Raw genomic sequence first — 16,769 nt, 5'->3', positions numbered from 1 at the left:
TGGTTTCACACGCGTTATAAATAAACTGATGCTTGTATCGTCATCATCTTATAAGGGTGCGCAATGGCCGTTAACTTACTGAAAAAAGGATATCTGACGCTGGCAGCGATGACCTTGTTGGTCTCCCAGGCGCAGGCAACGGAGTTGTTAAACAGTTCCTATGATGTTTCACGCGAGCTGTTTGCCGCCCTCAATACCCCGTTTGAGCAGCAATGGGCGAAAGATAACGCGGGCGACACGCTGACGATTAAACAATCTCACGCGGGCTCCTCCAAGCAGGCGCTGGCGATTTTGCAGGGGCTGAAAGCCGACGTCGTGACCTACAACCAGGTGACCGACGTGCAGATCCTGCATGACAAGGGCAACCTGATCCCGGCGGACTGGCAGAGCCGTTTGCCGAACAACAGTTCACCGTTCTACTCCACCATGGGTTTCCTGGTGCGTAAGGGCAACCCGAAAAACATCCACGACTGGAGCGATCTGGTACGTTCTGATGTGAAGCTGATTTTCCCGAACCCGAAAACTTCCGGTAACGCCCGTTATACCTATTTAGGCGCGTGGGGCGCTGCGGACAAAGCGGACGGCGGCGATAAAGCCAAAACCGAGCAGTTCATGACCCAGTTCCTGAAAAATGTCGAAGTATTTGATACCGGCGGTCGCGGTGCGACAACCACCTTCGCGGAGCGAGGCCTGGGCGATGTGCTGATCAGCTTTGAATCGGAAGTGAACAACATCCGTAAGCAATACGAAGATCAGGGCTTTGAAGTGGTGATTCCGAAGACCAACATTCTGGCGGAATTCCCGGTTGCGTGGGTCGATAAAAACGTGGAAGCCAACGGCACGGAGAAAGCGGCGAAAGCTTATCTCAATTATCTTTACAGCCCGCAGGCACAGACTATCATCACCGACTTCTACTACCGCGTGAATAACCCGCAGGTGATGGACAAACTGAAAGATAAATTCCCGCAGACCGAATTGTTCCGCGTGGAAGATAAATTCGGCAGTTGGCCTGATGTGATGAAAACACATTTCGCCAGTGGCGGTGAGTTAGACAAACTGTTGGCGGCGGGGCGTAAGTAATGTTTGCTGTTGCATCAAAGCGTGTGCTGCCGGGCTTTACCTTAAGTCTCGGGACCAGCCTGCTGTTCGTCTGTTTGATTCTGCTTTTGCCCTTAAGCGCGCTGGTGATGCAGCTGGCGCAAATGAGCTGGGCGCAGTACTGGGATGTTATCACCAACCCGCAGGTTGTCGCCGCGTACAAAGTGACGCTGCTATCGGCGTTTGTGGCATCCATTTTTAACGGTGCTTTTGGTTTGCTGATGGCGTGGATTTTAACCCGCTATCGCTTTCCGGGGCGCACGCTGCTGGATGCGCTGATGGACCTGCCGTTTGCCCTGCCGACGGCGGTTGCGGGCCTGACGCTGGCTTCGCTGTTTTCGGTCAACGGCTTTTACGGCGAGTGGCTGGCGAAGTTCGATATCAAAGTGACCTATACCTGGCTCGGTATCGCGGTGGCGATGGCCTTCACCAGCATCCCGTTTGTGGTGCGTACCGTTCAGCCCGTGCTGGAAGAGCTCGGTCCTGAATATGAAGAAGCGGCGGAAACGCTGGGGGCAACGCGCTTTCAGAGCTTTCGCAAAGTGGTGCTGCCGGAACTGTCACCGGCATTGCTGGCGGGTGTCGCGCTCTCGTTTACCCGCAGTCTGGGCGAGTTTGGCGCGGTAATCTTTATCGCCGGGAATATTGCGTGGAAAACGGAAGTGACCTCGCTGATGATTTTTGTGCGTTTGCAGGAGTTTGATTACCCGGCAGCCAGTGCGATTGCGTCAGTGATTCTGGCGGCGTCGCTGCTGCTGCTGTTCTCCATCAATACGCTGCAAAGTCGCTTTGGTCGACGTGTGGTAGGTCACTAATGGCGGAAGTTACTGAATTGAAACGCTACGACAGGCCCCGCGTAAACTGGGGCAAATGGTTTCTGATCGGCCTGGGGATGGTGGTTTCCGCCTTTATCCTGCTGGTGCCGATGGTTTATATCTTTGTGCAGGCGTTCAGCAAAGGTCTCGGGCCGATTCTGCAAAACCTGGCCGACCCGGATATGCTGCACGCCATCTGGCTGACGGTCCTGATTGCGCTGATTTCTGTGCCGGTAAACCTCGTTTTCGGCACGCTGCTGGCCTGGCTGGTTACGCGCTTCGATTTCCCGGGACGCCAGTTATTGCTCACGCTGCTCGACATTCCGTTTGCGGTCTCGCCGGTGGTGGCTGGTCTGGTCTATCTGCTGTTTTACGGTTCTAATGGCCCGCTTGGTCCATGGCTTGACGCGCATAACCTGCAAATCATGTTTGCCTGGCCGGGCATGGTGTTGGTGACCATCTTTGTGACCTGCCCGTTTGTGGTTCGCGAGTTAGTACCGGTGATGTTAAGCCAGGGCAGCCAGGAAGATGAAGCGGCCATTCTGCTTGGCGCATCCGGCTGGCAAATGTTTAAGCGTGTCACCCTGCCGAATATTCGCTGGGCGCTACTCTATGGCGTGGTGCTGACCAACGCCCGTGCGATTGGCGAGTTTGGCGCGGTGTCGGTGGTATCCGGTTCGATCCGTGGGGAAACCCTGTCGTTACCGCTGCAAATTGAATTACTGGAGCAGGATTACAACACGGTTGGTTCCTTTACCGCCGCGGCCCTGCTGACATTGATGGCTATTGTGACGTTGTTTTTGAAGAGTGCTGTGCAGTGGCGTCTGGAAAATCAGGAAAAACGCGCGCAGCAGGAGGGAAATCATGAGCATTGAGATTGCCAATATTAAGAAGTCTTTTGGTCGCACCCAGGTGCTGAATGATATCTCTCTGGATATCCCGTCTGGCCAGATGGTGGCGCTGCTTGGCCCTTCCGGGTCTGGCAAAACCACGCTGCTGCGTATTATTGCCGGTCTGGAACACCAGACCAGCGGACGTATTCGTTTCCACGGTACGGAAGTTAGCCGTCTGCATGCGCGCGAACGTAAAGTCGGTTTCGTGTTTCAGCACTATGCGCTGTTTCGCCATATGACGGTGTTCGACAACATCGCCTTTGGCCTGACGGTATTGCCTAAGCGTGAGCGCCCGAATGCGGCCGCTATCAAGGCGAAAGTGACGCAGTTGCTGGAGATGGTGCAACTGGCACACCTGGCGGATCGTTTCCCGGCACAGCTGTCCGGTGGTCAGAAACAGCGCGTTGCCTTGGCGCGTGCGCTGGCGGTGGAGCCGCAAATTCTGCTGCTGGATGAACCTTTCGGCGCGCTGGATGCGCAGGTGCGTAAAGAGCTGCGCCGTTGGTTACGTCAGTTACACGAAGAGCTGAAATTTACCAGCGTCTTCGTGACCCATGACCAGGAGGAGGCCATGGAAGTGGCAGACCGGGTGGTGGTCATGAGCCAGGGGAATATTGAACAAGCTGACGCGCCGGACACAGTTTGGCGTGAACCGGCGACCCGCTTTGTGCTGGAGTTTATGGGCGAGGTGAATCGCCTGAAAGGCACCGTGCATGGCGGGCAGTTCCACGTCGGCGCACACCGCTGGCCGCTGGGGTATACCACCGCGCATCAGGGTGATGTCGACCTGTTTTTACGCCCATGGGAGGTGGAGGTGAGCCGTCGTACCAACCTTGACTCACCGCTACCGGTGCAGGTGCTGGAAGCGAGCCCGAAAGGCCATTACACCCAACTGGTGGTGCAGCCGCTTGGCTGGCATGACGATGTATTGACCGTAGTGATGCGTGGTGATGATGCCCCGCACCGTGGCGAGCGTCTGTTTGTCGGGCTGCAAAATGCGCGTCTCTATTTCGGTAATGAGCGCATTGAGAACCGCGAGGAGCTTGCTCTCGCCGAGTCTGCCTGATAGGTTATTGCATCAGAAATTGTTGCCGGGTGGCGCTGCGCTTACCCGGCCTACGCGGTAAATGCAAAACAGCCCTCAGCTGTTTTTAGTGTTTGCGCCCTCTCCTGGTGGGAGAGGGATGGGGTGAGGGCACCAGAATGCACTTATCCGTAGGCCCGGTAAGCGAATGCGCGACCGGGCTTTTTTATTGGACAAGGTGCGTGAACAACACATTAGAAGACACCATCGGCAATACGCCGCTGGTTAAGCTCCAGCGTCTGGGGCCGGATAATGGCAGTGAAATTTGGGTCAAACTGGAAGGCAATAACCCGGCGGGATCGGTCAAAGACAGGGCCGCGTTATCCATGATTGTGCAGGCGGAAAAGCGCGGCGAAATCAAACCGGGCGATGTGCTGATCGAGGCGACCAGTGGCAACACCGGTATTGCGCTGGCCATGATTGCGGCCCTGAAAGGCTACCGCATGAAGCTGCTAATGCCGGACAACATGAGCCAGGAACGTCGCGCGGCGATGCGTGCCTACGGTGCCGATCTGATTCTGGTGACTAAAGAGCAGGGCATGGAAGGTGCGCGCGACCTTGCCCTGGCCATGTCTCAGCGTGGTAAAGGCAAACTGCTGGATCAGTTCAATAATCCCGATAATCCCTACGCGCACTACACCAGCACCGGGCCGGAAATCTGGCAACAAACCGCCGGGCGTATTACCCATTTTGTCTCCAGTATGGGCACGACCGGGACGATCACCGGGGTGTCACGTTTTCTGCGTGAGCAGGCGAAACCGGTCACCATTGTTGGCCTACAGCCGGAAGAGGGTAGCAGTATCCCGGGTATCCGCCGCTGGCCTGCCGAATACATGCCGGGCATCTTCAACGCTGCGCTGGTGGATGAAGTGCTGGATATTCATCAGCGTGATGCTGAGAACACGATGCGCGCGCTGGCGGTGCAGGAAGGCATTTTCTGCGGCGTGAGTTCGGGCGGTGCGGTTGCGGGTGCGCTACGTGTGGCGAAGGCCACTCCAGGGGCGGTTGTGGTCGCCATCATCTGCGATCGTGGCGATCGTTATCTCTCAACGGGCGTATTTGGCGAAGAAAGCTATTCACAGGGAGCAGGGATCTAAGTATGGAAATGATCTTATTCAGGGACAAAACCCGTGCGCAGCAGACTGATATTGTCGCTGTGCAGTCACAGGTAGTGTATGGCAGCGTAGGTAACAGCATCGCGGTACCCAATATCCGCCAGCACCAGCTGAGCGTCACGGCGGTGCCTACCGTGCTTTTCAGTAACACGCCGCATTACGATACCTTTTACGGCGGCATCATCCCCGATGAATGGTTTAGCGGCTATTTGCTGGCGCTGGAAGAGCGTGACATCCTGCGTGAACTGAAAGCGGTAACTACGGGCTATATGGGTAGCGCCAGCCAGATTGCGCTTCTGGCGCAGTGGCTGAAAATCCTCAAGGAAAAGCATCCGCTCCTGCCGGTGCTTGTCGATCCGGTGATTGGCGACATCGACAGCGGTATGTACGTGAAGCCTGAAATTCCCGAAGCCTATTGCCAGCATTTGTTGCCGCTGGCGCAGGGGATTACCCCGAACGTTTTCGAACTCGAAATTCTCAGCGGTAAACCGTGCCGCGATATGCAAAGCGCGGTGGAGGCGGCGAAAGGGCTGCTTTCTGACACCCTGAAATGGGTCGCCATTACCAGCGCACCTGTGCCTTCTGATGAGAACTGCATCCATGTGGTTCTGGTGACAAAGGAGAGCGTAGAAATAAGCGCTCATCCGCGTATTTCGGCGGATTTAAAAGGGACCGGAGATCTGTTTTGCTCTGAGCTGGTCAGCAATATTGTTCAGGGAAAACCGCTGGCCGAGGCGGTGCATGCGGCGGGTGCGCGCGTCACTGACGTTATGCGTTATACGCTGGATAAAGGTTACGACGAGCTGATTCTTCCGGCGTAACAAACAAAAATGGCACCGCAAGGGTGCCATTTTTATATGCATCAAGAATTACTTCTTAATGCGAATAACCGGGGTTTCACCTACGGTGACGCTGCCAGTCAGTTTGATCAGTTCTTTGATTTCGTCCATGTTGGAGATAACAACCGGAGTCAGGGTAGACTTGGCTTTCTCTTCCAGCAGTGGTAGATCGAATTCAATAACCGGGTCGCCGACTTTAACGCGCTGACCTTCTTCCGCGATGCGTTTGAAACCTTCGCCTTTCAGTTCAACGGTGTCGATACCGAAGTGAACGAACAGCTCAATGCCGCTATCGGATTCGATAGAGAAGGCATGGTTGGTTTCAAAGATTTTGCCGATAGTACCGTCAACCGGCGCTACCATTTTGTTGCCGGTTGGTTTGATAGCAATGCCATCACCAACGATTTTCTCAGCGAATACAACATCCGGAACATCTTCAATGTTGACGATTTCGCCGGAAAGCGGAGCAACAATCTCAATGGTTCCAGTGTCTTTTTTATCATCGGAAACCAGAGATTTCAGTTTATCGAACAAACCCATGATCTTCTCCTAAGCAGTAATTTGGGCCGCATCTCGTGGATTAGCAGATTGTTTTTTCTTCAATGAACTTGTTAACCAGCGTCATTAACTCGTCCGTTGTCGGTTGGGCAAGAGCCTGCTCTGCTAAAACCTTCGCATCTTCGAAGTTAGTATTGCGAATAATCTTCTTAATGCGCGGGATAGAAATGGCACTCATACTGAATTCATCCAGACCCATCCCCAGCAACAGAAGTGTAGCACGTTCGTCGCCTGCAAGCTCACCACACATACCGGTCCACTTGCCTTCTGCATGAGATGCATCAATAACTTGCTTGATGAGAGTCAGTACAGACGGTGACATCGGCTGGTAAAGATGTGAAATCATATCATTACCACGGTCAACTGCCAGGGTGTACTGCGTTAAATCATTGGTACCGATACTAAAGAAATCAACTTCTTTGGCCAAATGACGTGCAATAGTGGCCGCGGCAGGGGTTTCTACCATCACGCCAACTTCAATTGTCTCGTCAAAGGCTTTACCTTCGTCACGCAGTTCCTGTTTGTAGATTTCGATCTCTTTTTTCAGTGCACGTACTTCTTCAACAGAGATGATCATCGGGAACATGATGCGCAGTTTACCGAAAGCGGAAGCACGCAGAATCGCACGTACCTGGTCGCGCAGAATCTCTTTGCGATCCATGGCGATACGCACTGCACGCCAGCCCAGGAACGGGTTTTCTTCTTTCGGGAAATTCATGTATGGCAGTTCTTTGTCACCGCCAATGTCCATGGTACGTACGATCACGGCCTGGGAGCCACAGGCTTCTGCAACCGCTTTGTACGCAGCAAACTGCTCTTCTTCAGTCGGAAGAGAGTCACGATCCATGAACAGGAATTCGGTACGGTAGAGACCAACACCTTCTGCGCCGTTACGTTCAGCACCAGCGACGTCGCGCACGGTACCGATGTTGGCACAGACTTCTACCTGGTGACCGTCCAGCGTGATAGCCGGCAGGTCTTTCAGTTTAGCCAGTTCAGCTTTCTCTTCGGCAACCTGAGCTTGCGCGTTACGCAGCGTCTCAACTTGTTCTTCTGATGGGTTAACGTAAACCTGGTTGTTAACGGCATCGAGAATCAGGTAGTCGTCGTTTTTAACCTGAGAGGTGACGCTGCCCGTACCCACGATCGCAGGCAGTTCCAGAGAACGCGCCATGATGGAGGTGTGGGAAGTACGGCCGCCCATGTCAGTGATGAAACCGAGGACCTTGTTCAGGTTCAACTGTGCGGTTTCTGACGGGGTCAGGTCAGCGGCAACCAGAATAACTTCGTCCTGAATGGAGCTCAGGTCGATGATAGGCATACCGAGAATGTTACGCAGCAGACGCTTACCGATGTCACGTACGTCAGCCGCACGTTCTTTCAGGTATTCATCGTCCAGCTCTTCAAGGGCAGTCGCCTGACCTTCGATAACTTCATGAGCCGCCGCGTCGGCAGTCATGTGCTTATCTTTAATCAGGGCTATGATTTCCTGCTCCAGCTCCTCATCTTCGAGCAACATAATGTGGCCTTCGAAGATGGCTTCTTTTTCTTCACCGAAAGTTTCGCCAGCTTTCGTTTTGATCGCTTCAAGCTGCGCAGATGCCTTGGCGCGACCGCTCAGGAAACGCTCTACTTCCTGGTCAACCTTATCGGCAGAAATTTTTTTCCGGTCAATGACGATCTCGTCTTCTTTCAGCAGAAGAGCTTTGCCAAAAGCGATACCCGGGGATGCTAAAATGCCTGAAATCATAACCCTACCTTACTTGTGACTGATTTTTAAAAGAACCCGGAAAATTACTCGAGCTCTGCCATCAGTTTAACCAGATGTTCAACTGCTTTTTGTTCGTCTTCGCCTTCTGCGGTCAACGTTACAACAGTACCCTGAGTCAGGCCCAGAGTTTGCAGTTTGAACAGGCTTTTTGCGCTGGCGCTTTTGCCATTGGAAGTCACAGTGATCTCAGAAGTGAAGCCTTTCGCTTCTTTAACAAACTGAGCAGCAGGGCGGGTGTGCAGACCGTTCGGAGCGGTAATGGTAACTTCTTGCTGGAACATTGTATTTCCCCAACTTATAGGTTTAGTGTTGTGGAACTAAAGTTTAGCCTGGCGGCAAGACTTTAGCCTGTATCGTTAGCGCCGGCGTTACGGTACACGACTCAGAAGCGTGGAAAAAACACGATCCGGTGCTGGCGCTTCTGGCCGTTGACGTTTCGCACGTCATTAAACATTATGCCGCGAAAGCGAGAGTTGAACCAAATCATAAAATCGATTCAGCTTCGTGAAATCAGAAACCGATTAATTTCGCGCATCAAAATAAATGTGATGGTTAAATACCAGACCCGAGGAGTCTAATCAATGCCAGGAGGGGTGAAACTTTGACGTGTGCCACAAAAAAGCACCTTCTCAGGTGCTTTTTTGCGCTGTTTTAACGATCTGGCATCACTGTTGCAATTCTTTTTCAGTAAACAGATCGGCGAACAACGCGGTGCTCAAATAACGCTCACCGGAGGAAGGCAGGATAACCACAATATTCTTGTTAGTAAAGGTTTCGTCTTCCTGTAGTTTCAGTGCAGCGGCAACGGCAGCGCCGGAAGAGATACCCGCAAGAATGCCTTCTTCTTCCATCAGACGGCGTGCGGTACTGATCGCTTCATCGTTGGTGATTTTCACCACTTTGTCGATCAGCTTCAAGTCGAGGTTGCCAGGAATGAAACCTGCACCAATCCCCTGGATTTTGTGCGGGCCAGGTTTCAGCTCTTCGCCAGCCAGCGCCTGAGAGATAACCGGAGAGTCGGTTGGCTCAACCGCGACGGCGATCAGGTCTGATTTACCTTTCGTGCCTTTAATATAGCGAGTAACGCCAGTCAACGTACCGCCAGTACCTACGCCCGAGATAAACACGTCAACCTGACCGTCGGTATCTTCCCAGATTTCCGGGCCGGTGGTCTTTTCGTGGATTTCCGGGTTAGCCGGGTTACTAAACTGCTGCAGCAGCAGATATTTAGCCGGATCGCTGGCAACAATTTCTTCCGCTTTCTGGATTGCGCCTTTCATGCCTTTTGCGCCCTCGGTCAGCACCAGGTTGGCGCCCAGCGCTTTTAGCAGCTTACGGCGTTCAACGCTCATGGTTTCCGGCATGGTCAGAGTCAGTTTATAACCGCGCGCTGCCGCAACGTATGCCAGGGCAATACCGGTGTTACCGCTGGTTGGTTCAACCAGTTCGATACCTGGTTTCAGCACGCCGCGTTTTTCGGCATCCCAAATCATATTGGCACCGATACGGCATTTAACGCTGAAGCTCGGGTTACGGGATTCTACCTTTGCCAGGATGCGTCCATTACCGATACGGTTCAGTCGAACCAGCGGCGTATGACCGATAGTCAGCGAGTTATCTTCAAAAATCTTACTCATGGCCTGTCCTTAACTGTATGAAATTTGGGAACCACCCCAGCATACCCACTTACCGTCCCTGGGGAAGTAAGGAATTCGCATATCTATATGCTGCGGCGAAATAATGGTAACCAGTATGGAATAAGAACCGGAATAATTCCTTTATCGCCAGACGGCGTTTTTATCTCGATAACAGTCGACCCACATCGCTGTTGCACCGCAGACGGCAACCGGCATCACAACCAGATTCAACACAGGAATCAGGGTGAACAGGCTGGTTAGTGCACCAAATTGCATGTTCATCACTTTCCGTGTCCGCAGGGCGACACGCATCTCTTTAAACGGCACTTTGTGATTATCAAAGGGGTAGTCACAGTACTGAATTGCCAGCATCCAGGCGCTAAACAAAAACCACAGCACGGGGGCGACGGTTTGACCGATACCCGGAATAAAGTACAGCAGCAGTAACACGATCGCCCGTGGCAGATACCAGGCGAGCTTTTGCCATTCTCGTTTCATAATGCGCGGGATATCTTTGATGATGGCGGTCACCCCAGCATCCGGCGGTGTTGCACCGGTTAAGCGTGCCTCAAGCTGTTCGGCGAGCAGGCCATTAAAGGGGGCGGCAATCCAGTTGGCGATAGTGGAGAAGAAATAGCTAAACACCAGCAGGATTGAAATAACCGCAATGGGCCAGAGTAAATAGCTAAGCCACTGTAGCCAGCCGGGCACGTGGCTCATAAGGGCGGGGATCCAGCCGTCGAGGCGGGTAAATAACCATGCAAACGCGCCCCCCATCAACACAATGTTGACCAGAAGCGGCAAAATGACGAAACGGCGAATACCTGGCAGCGTGATGAGCTTCCAGCCCTGAGAAAAGTAAAAAACGCCGCTATGCGATGAGGTCGGGGAAGATGAAACCATAGCCTGGCTATACTCCTTTTATTACAGCCACAAATGTTAAAGCCTATATTATCTACTTGCGCACGAAAAAACCCGTTCGGAAATGTTCGAAAAAACAGCAAAAAGCACGATTTCGTTCATCTTTATGCCGTGAAAGGCATGTGTACACTTGCACTTGACGTAATCGGCAAATACTCTTAGTGAGTAAATGTTTGCCGTGTTGGCAAGGTGTTAGAACAACAGAGAATATAATGATGCAGGATTTGCGTCTGATATTAATCATTGTTGGCGCGATCGCCATAATCGCTTTACTGGTTCACGGTTTCTGGACCAGTCGCAAAGAACGTTCCTCTATGTTCCGCGATCGACCGTTAAAACGTATGAAGTCGCGACGTGATGACGATGACGCTTACGACGAGGATGTCGAAGAAGATGACGACAGCGTGGGCGAAGTCCGCGTTCATCGGGTGAATGCGCCGCCAAAAGCGGGGAGTGAACCTGAGGCTCCGCGTCAGCAACCACAGCATCAGTATCAACCTCCGTACGCGTCGGCACAGCCTCGCGCGACTGCGCCTGCCCAGCCTGAAGAGCGTCACGCGCAGCAGCAACAACCCGTGCAGCAGCAACCCGTGCAGTCGGTACAGCGTGCGCCGCAGGTGGAGCCGCAGCAGCGGCCGGTGCAACAGCCGCGCGAGCGTGAGTTCGCTCAGCCTGTGGCTCCAGTACAGCCGTCGCAGCAACCCGTGTTCACGGCTGCACAGCCGCCGCATCATGAACCCGTCGCGCAGCCTGAGCCAGAACCCGTGCATGTTGAAGAAGCACCGGTAGCGGAAAAACCGCAGCGTAAAGAGACGGTCATTATTATGAACGTCGCAGCGCATCATGGCAGCGAGCTGCAGGGCGAACTGTTGCTCAACAGTATTCAGCAGGTTGGCTTCAAGTTTGGCGATATGAGCATTTTCCATCGTCATCTCAGCCCGGATGGCAGCGGTCCTGTGCTGTTCAGCCTTGCCAATATGGTGAACCCGGGAACGTTCGATCCGGAACAGATGGGTGAGATCACCACGCCGGGCGTCACCATGTTTATGCAGGTGCCGTCCTACGGTGACGAACTGCAAAACTTTAAGCTGATGCTGCAAGCCGCGCAGTACATTGCCGATGAAGTGGGCGGTGTGGTGCTGGATGACCAGCGTCGTATGATGACGCCGCAGAAGCTGCGCGAGTATCAGGACAGAATCCGTGAAGTCAGGGACGCGAACGCGTAACGGCCACGGTCACCTCGTTATTCCCCAGAACCCCCGCCCGTCGGGGGTTTTTTATCATTGATGGTGTGACATGGAATCAATCGAACAACAACTCACTGAACTACGAACCACTCTTCGCCATCATGAATATCTTTATCATGTCATGGATACGCCTGAGATACCGGATGCGGAGTACGACAGGCTGTTGCGTGAACTGCGTGAACTCGAGGCGCAGCATCCTGAGCTCATCACGCCGGACTCTCCGACGCAGCGTGTGGGGGCTGCGCCGCTGACGGCATTCGATCAGATACGCCATGAAATCCCGATGCTGTCGCTGGATAACGTCTTCGATGAAGAGAGCTTTATCGCCTTCAACAAGCGCGTTCAGGACCGGCTGAAAAGTACGGATGCGCTGAACTACTGCTGTGAGCTGAAACTCGACGGGCTGGCCGTCAGCATCCTCTATGAAAACGGCGTGCTGGTGCGCGCCGCAACGCGTGGTGATGGCACCACCGGTGAGGACATCACCTCCAACGTGCGTACCATTCGCGCTATCCCCCTGAAACTGCGCGGTGACAATATTCCAGCGCGCGTGGAAGTACGTGGTGAAGTCTTCCTGCCACAGGCCGGGTTTGAAAAGATCAACGAAGAAGCCCGTCGTACCGGTGGCAAAGTGTTTGCTAACCCACGTAACGCGGCGGCGGGTTCTCTGCGTCAGCTCGACCCGCGTATCACGGCGAAGCGACCACTTACTTTCTTTTGTTACGGTGTCGGCGTGCTTGAAGGCGGTGAACTGCCGGATACCCACCTCGGGCGTTTATTGCGCTTTAAAGAGTGGGGCTTACCGGTCAGCGACAGAGTGACGTTGTGCGACACGCCGGAGGCGGTGCTGGCCTTTTATCATAAGGTCGAAGAAGACCGCCCGACGCTGGGCTTTGATATCGATGGCGTAGTGATTAAAGTCAACTCTCTGGCGTTGCAGGAGCAGCTTGGCTTCGTCGCCCGTGCGCCACGTTGGGCGGTGGCTTTTAAATTCCCGGCCCAGGAACAGATGACCTTTGTTCGTGACGTTGAATTCCAGGTGGGTCGTACCGGGGCGATTACGCCGGTTGCGCGCCTGGAACCGGTGCAGGTTGCAGGGGTTCTGGTGAGTAACGCCACGCTGCATAATGCGGATGAAATTGCTCGTCTTGGTCTGCGCATTGGCGACAAAGTGGTGATTCGCCGTGCGGGCGATGTGATTCCTCAGGTGGTCAATGTGGTGGAATCCGAGCGTCCGGATGACACTCGTGAAATCGAATTCCCGACTCACTGCCCGGTCTGCGGCTCAGACGTAGAGCGCGTTGAAGGCGAATCGGTCACTCGCTGTACGGGCGGCCTGATTTGCGGTGCGCAGCGTAAAGAAGCGCTGAAACACTTTGTCTCTCGTCGGGCGATGGATGTTGACGGGATGGGCGATAAAATTATCGACCAACTGGTGGAAAAAGAGTACGTCCACACCCCAGCCGACCTGTTCCGTTTGACGGCTGGTAAGCTGACGGGTCTGGATCGGATGGGGCCGAAATCGGCGCAAAATGTGGTTACCGCGCTAGAAAACGCCAAAGAAACCACCTTTGCCCGTTTCCTCTATGCGCTGGGTATTCGTGAAGTGGGTGAGGCGACGGCCGCGGGCCTGGCAGCCTACTTCGGTACCCTTGAAGCCCTTGAGGCGGCCTCCATCGAGGAACTGCAAAAAGTCCCTGACGTGGGGATTGTGGTGGCCACGCATGTATTCAATTTCTTCGCCGAAGAGAGCAACCGCGATGTGATCGGTCAATTGTTGGCAGAAGGCGTACACTGGCCCGCGCCGGTGGTGATCAACGCCGAAGAAATTGATAGCCCGTTTGCCGGGAAAACCGTGGTGCTGACTGGCAGCCTGAGCCAAATGTCCCGCGATGATGCCAAAGCTCGTCTGGTTGAGCTGGGTGCGAAAGTAGCGGGCAGCGTGTCGAAAAAGACGGATCTGGTTATCGCCGGTGAAGCCGCAGGTTCCAAACTGGCGAAAGCGCAGGAGCTGGGCATCGAGGTGATTGATGAAGCGGAAATGCTAAGACTGCTGGGTGTATAAATGGAAAAAGAACAACTGATTGAGATTGCAAATACAGAGATGCCTTTCGGCAAGTATCAGGGGCGTAAGCTGATTGATTTACCGGAGGAGTATCTGCTGTGGTTTGCCCGTAAGGATACATTTCCTGCCGGGCATCTTGGCGAACTGCTGCAGCTGGCTTTACTCATTAAAACTGAGGGGCTGACGCATCTGGTGCAGCCCCTGAAACGCCGCTAGGCTTTGGCCGCTTCCTGCGCCTGCAGTTTTTCTGTCTGGCGCTTGTAACGACGAGCCAACACCGCACAGACCATCAGTTGAATCTGATGGAAGATCATCAGCGGCAGCACCATCATCCCAATCACTGACGTCGGAAACAGAATGTTGGCCATCGGAATACCGTTGGCCAGACTTTTCTTGGAACCGCAGAACACAATGGTGATTTCATCCGCTTTGTTAAAGCCGAATTTACGGGCTGCGAAGACATTGATAACGATGACAATCGCCAGCAGAACAATACTGAACAGCACGATAAACAGCAGTGATCCTACGCCCACCTTGTGCCAGATGCCATTGACGACGGCTTCGCTGAACGCGGAATAGACCACCAGTAAAATAGATGTCTGGTCGGTTTTCGAAATCCACTTCTTATTGCGTGCCACCCACGCCCCCGTCCACGGACGTGACAGATGCCCCAGGACAAACGGCAGCAACAGTTGCAGCATAATTTTGCCAACCTGTTCCAGACTTCCGTCAGCGCCATGCAGATTCATTAACAGACCAACCAGCAACGGGGAGAGGAAGATACCTAACAGGCTGGAAGCAGAGGCGGAGCAGACCGCGGCCGCAACATTGCCACCGGCGAGAGAGGTAAAGGCAATTGCCGACTGCACGGTGGCCGGCAGGATGCACAGATAGAGGAAGCCGGTATACAGTTCCTGGCTTACGTTGACCGGGGACCACCAGACAAACAGCACGCCCAGAACGGGAAAGACAACGAAGGTGCTGCACATCACCCACAGGTGCAGTCGCCAGTGGCTTCCCCCGGCGATAATTGCTTCACGAGACAGTTTCGCGCCATGCATAAAAAACAACAGCGCAATGGCTGCTGTGGTCAGTCCTTCAAAGAAGGGAACAAACCCGCCGCGGGCCGGGAAGAAAGAGGCCAACAGGACGGTACACACCAGCGTCAGTGTAAAAGGGTCAAGGACACGAAAAAGTTTCATAAGCACTCCTGAAATTCGGTGCGAACATTTTGCGTTTTTTGTTTTGAGAAATAAAATTGATTTATTGCATCCATATATGAATTTAGCAGATGAATTATTCGCTACGACAGCTTCGCGTGTTTGTTACCGTCGCGCATGCCAGAAGTTTCAGCCGGGCAGGGGATATCATTGGCCTGAGCCAGTCAGCCGTGAGCCACAGCGTTAAAGAGCTGGAGCTACAAACGGGCGTTCGTCTGCTTGATCGCACCACGCGAGAGGTGGTGCTGACGGAAGCAGGCCAGCAGCTTGCTGCCAGGCTGGAGAGATTGCTCGACGAATTGAATAACACGCTACGGGAAGCCGGACGTGTGGGACAGCAGTTATCCGGCACTGTGCGTGTGGCGGCAAGCCAGACCATTTCGGCACATTTGATGCCGCAATGTATTGCCCGGAGCAATCGTCTTTATCCGGAGATCGACTTTGTGCTGCACGACAGGCCGCAGCAGTGGGTGCTTGAGAGCATCCGCCACGGAGAAGTGGACTTTGGGATAGTTATCGATCCCGGTCCGGTGAGCGACCTGCAGTGCGAAGAGATCCTGCAAGAACCATTCTTTCTGCTTTGCCGCCACGATCACGTCTGGGCAACTCAGCAAAGCGTCCCCTGGTCGGCGCTGCGAAACGCGCGTCTTGTGGTACAGGATTACGCCTCGGGCAGTCGCCCATTGATCGATGCCGCGCTTATTCAGTTTAGTATTGCAGCCACTATCGTTCAGGAGATTGGGCATCCGGCGACATTGTTTCCGATGGTGGAGGCGGGAATCGGAATTAGCGTGATGCCCGCGCTGGCGCTACCGTTGCCACAGGGAAGTCAGCTGTGTGTGAAGCGCTTAGAACCGGAGATTCAACGTAAAATTATGCTGGTGCAGCGAAAGAATCGCTCGATTTCGGGGGCCGCGCAGGCGCTAAGGGATGTGGTGCGTGAACAGGCCCGGTGTTTAACCCGGGCCAGAGAAGAAGACCCGCTGTTTAATCAGATATAAATATCGATCTGGTGATCATCAGAAGGATTGTTAACACCTTCTGCTTTAGCGGACTGGGTCTGTTTATCTTCAACTTTTTTCTGCGCTTCCTCAGCCTGCTTGTTCTGCAGCTGGGCCAGTTGCGCTTGCAGCTGCTGGATTTGCGCCTGCAGCTGTTCCTGTTGTTTCTGTTTGTCAGTACTGGAACTGTCTGACGTAGTCAGTTCTTTCAACTGCTGAGTCAGCTTAGCGATTTGCTGCGTGATATTGCTGATTTGCGATGCAATGTCACTGCTGGAAGAAGACGAGCTGCTGGTGCTACTTGTGCTGCTACTACTACCACTGCTGATGCTGCTGGAAATAGCGGTCGATGTTGTTGCCTGAATTGTTGTCATATTTCACTCCTCTTGCCCAAAACACCATTAACGGCGAAAAAAATGTGTGGCTGGCTAGATAGTGTCGTCACAAGATTTTAGCCCAGAGAGCGATGCATCTGATCTGGACGGCAGCGAGAAATGAGGCCGTA

At 53.7% G+C, this 16,769-nt stretch carries 17 protein-coding genes; 10 read left to right on the top strand and 7 right to left on the bottom strand.

All coding sequences use genetic code 11. The features are described from left to right. Positions 1-63 precede the first annotated feature (63 nt). From ACSZPU_RS05540 to pdxK, 6 genes are all read left to right on the top strand, one after another. Positions 64-1,080 (top strand): sulfate ABC transporter substrate-binding protein, encoded by a 1,017-nt coding sequence (locus tag ACSZPU_RS05540; protein ID WP_498996331.1) that lies wholly within the window; start codon positions 64-66, stop codon positions 1,078-1,080. Next, positions 1,080-1,913 carry a sulfate/thiosulfate ABC transporter permease CysT gene (gene cysT / locus ACSZPU_RS05535; protein WP_498996328.1) on the top strand — a complete coding sequence of 278 codons (834 nt, stop codon included), beginning with the start codon at positions 1,080-1,082 and terminating at the stop codon, positions 1,911-1,913. The genes ACSZPU_RS05540 and cysT overlap by 1 nt, the downstream gene beginning before the upstream one ends. Further along, a complete protein-coding gene (gene cysW, locus ACSZPU_RS05530; protein ID WP_498996326.1) occupies positions 1,913-2,788 on the top strand; it encodes a sulfate/thiosulfate ABC transporter permease CysW in 876 nt (291 codons plus the stop codon). Before cysT ends, cysW begins: the two co-directional genes overlap by 1 nt. After that, a complete protein-coding gene (gene cysA, locus ACSZPU_RS05525; protein ID WP_498996325.1) occupies positions 2,778-3,872 on the top strand; it encodes a sulfate/thiosulfate ABC transporter ATP-binding protein CysA in 1,095 nt (364 codons plus the stop codon). The genes cysW and cysA overlap by 11 nt, the downstream gene beginning before the upstream one ends. A 200-nt stretch (positions 3,873-4,072) precedes the next feature. Beyond that, entirely contained in the window at positions 4,073-4,987 is a 915-nt protein-coding gene (cysM, locus tag ACSZPU_RS05520; RefSeq protein WP_498996323.1) for a cysteine synthase CysM, read from the top strand. Between the two features lie 2 nt (positions 4,988-4,989). Beyond that, the gene (gene pdxK / locus ACSZPU_RS05515; RefSeq protein ID WP_498996321.1) at positions 4,990-5,826 is read left to right on the top strand and encodes a pyridoxine/pyridoxal/pyridoxamine kinase; all 837 of its coding nucleotides are present in this window, start codon (positions 4,990-4,992) and stop codon (positions 5,824-5,826) included. 48 nt (positions 5,827-5,874) lie between these two features. Here pdxK and crr read toward each other — a convergent pair whose 3' ends face one another. The 5 genes from crr to cysZ form a co-directional block, all read right to left on the bottom strand. Then, on the bottom strand, positions 5,875-6,384 hold the full coding sequence (crr, locus tag ACSZPU_RS05510) for a PTS glucose transporter subunit IIA (protein WP_039079736.1): 510 nt from the start codon (positions 6,382-6,384) through the stop codon (positions 5,875-5,877). Between the two features lie 40 nt (positions 6,385-6,424). Further along, entirely contained in the window at positions 6,425-8,152 is a 1,728-nt protein-coding gene (ptsI, locus tag ACSZPU_RS05505) for a phosphoenolpyruvate-protein phosphotransferase PtsI (RefSeq protein ID WP_498996319.1), read from the bottom strand. Between the two features lie 44 nt (positions 8,153-8,196). Then, positions 8,197-8,454 (bottom strand): phosphocarrier protein Hpr, encoded by a 258-nt coding sequence (ptsH, locus tag ACSZPU_RS05500; protein ID WP_039079738.1) that lies wholly within the window; start codon positions 8,452-8,454, stop codon positions 8,197-8,199. Between the two features lie 384 nt (positions 8,455-8,838). Further along, positions 8,839-9,810 (bottom strand): cysteine synthase A, encoded by a 972-nt coding sequence (cysK, locus tag ACSZPU_RS05495; RefSeq protein WP_498996316.1) that lies wholly within the window; start codon positions 9,808-9,810, stop codon positions 8,839-8,841. A gap of 141 nt (positions 9,811-9,951) precedes the next feature. Then, positions 9,952-10,713, bottom strand: a complete 762-nt coding sequence (gene cysZ / locus ACSZPU_RS05490) for a sulfate transporter CysZ (protein WP_498996313.1) — start codon at positions 10,711-10,713, stop codon at positions 9,952-9,954. Between the two features lie 230 nt (positions 10,714-10,943). Between cysZ and zipA the strand changes: the two genes are divergently transcribed. From zipA to ACSZPU_RS05475, 3 genes are all read left to right on the top strand, one after another. Beyond that, on the top strand, positions 10,944-11,957 hold the full coding sequence (gene zipA, locus ACSZPU_RS05485) for a cell division protein ZipA (protein ID WP_498996310.1): 1,014 nt from the start codon (positions 10,944-10,946) through the stop codon (positions 11,955-11,957). A gap of 70 nt (positions 11,958-12,027) precedes the next feature. Further along, complete coding sequence (gene ligA, locus ACSZPU_RS05480) at positions 12,028-14,043, top strand: NAD-dependent DNA ligase LigA (protein WP_498996307.1); 2,016 nt, start codon at positions 12,028-12,030, stop codon at positions 14,041-14,043. Beyond that, entirely contained in the window at positions 14,044-14,259 is a 216-nt protein-coding gene (locus ACSZPU_RS05475) for a DUF3820 family protein (RefSeq protein ID WP_498996304.1), read from the top strand. It begins immediately after the preceding gene. Here ACSZPU_RS05475 and ACSZPU_RS05470 read toward each other — a convergent pair. After that, on the bottom strand, positions 14,256-15,245 hold the full coding sequence (locus tag ACSZPU_RS05470; protein ID WP_498996302.1) for a bile acid:sodium symporter family protein: 990 nt from the start codon (positions 15,243-15,245) through the stop codon (positions 14,256-14,258). The two genes, ACSZPU_RS05475 and ACSZPU_RS05470, sit on opposite strands and share 4 nt — an antisense overlap. A gap of 89 nt (positions 15,246-15,334) precedes the next feature. On the opposite strand from ACSZPU_RS05470, the gene ACSZPU_RS05465 reads away from it, so the two are divergent. Then, positions 15,335-16,264: a LysR family transcriptional regulator gene (locus ACSZPU_RS05465; RefSeq protein ID WP_498996300.1), complete on the top strand. Its 930-nt coding sequence runs from the start codon at positions 15,335-15,337 to the stop codon at positions 16,262-16,264. Here the strand turns inward: ACSZPU_RS05465 and ACSZPU_RS05460 are convergent. Next, entirely contained in the window at positions 16,255-16,638 is a 384-nt protein-coding gene (locus tag ACSZPU_RS05460; RefSeq protein ID WP_498996297.1) for a FlxA-like family protein, read from the bottom strand. The two genes, ACSZPU_RS05465 and ACSZPU_RS05460, sit on opposite strands and share 10 nt — an antisense overlap. Positions 16,639-16,769: the final 131 nt, after the last annotated feature.

The organism is Phytobacter sp. V69 (assembly GCF_965644215.1).
Classification (GTDB): domain Bacteria; phylum Pseudomonadota; class Gammaproteobacteria; order Enterobacterales; family Enterobacteriaceae; genus Phytobacter.
The sequence above is the reverse complement of the archived record's forward strand: the minus strand, read 5'-3'. Positions and strand labels throughout refer to the sequence as shown.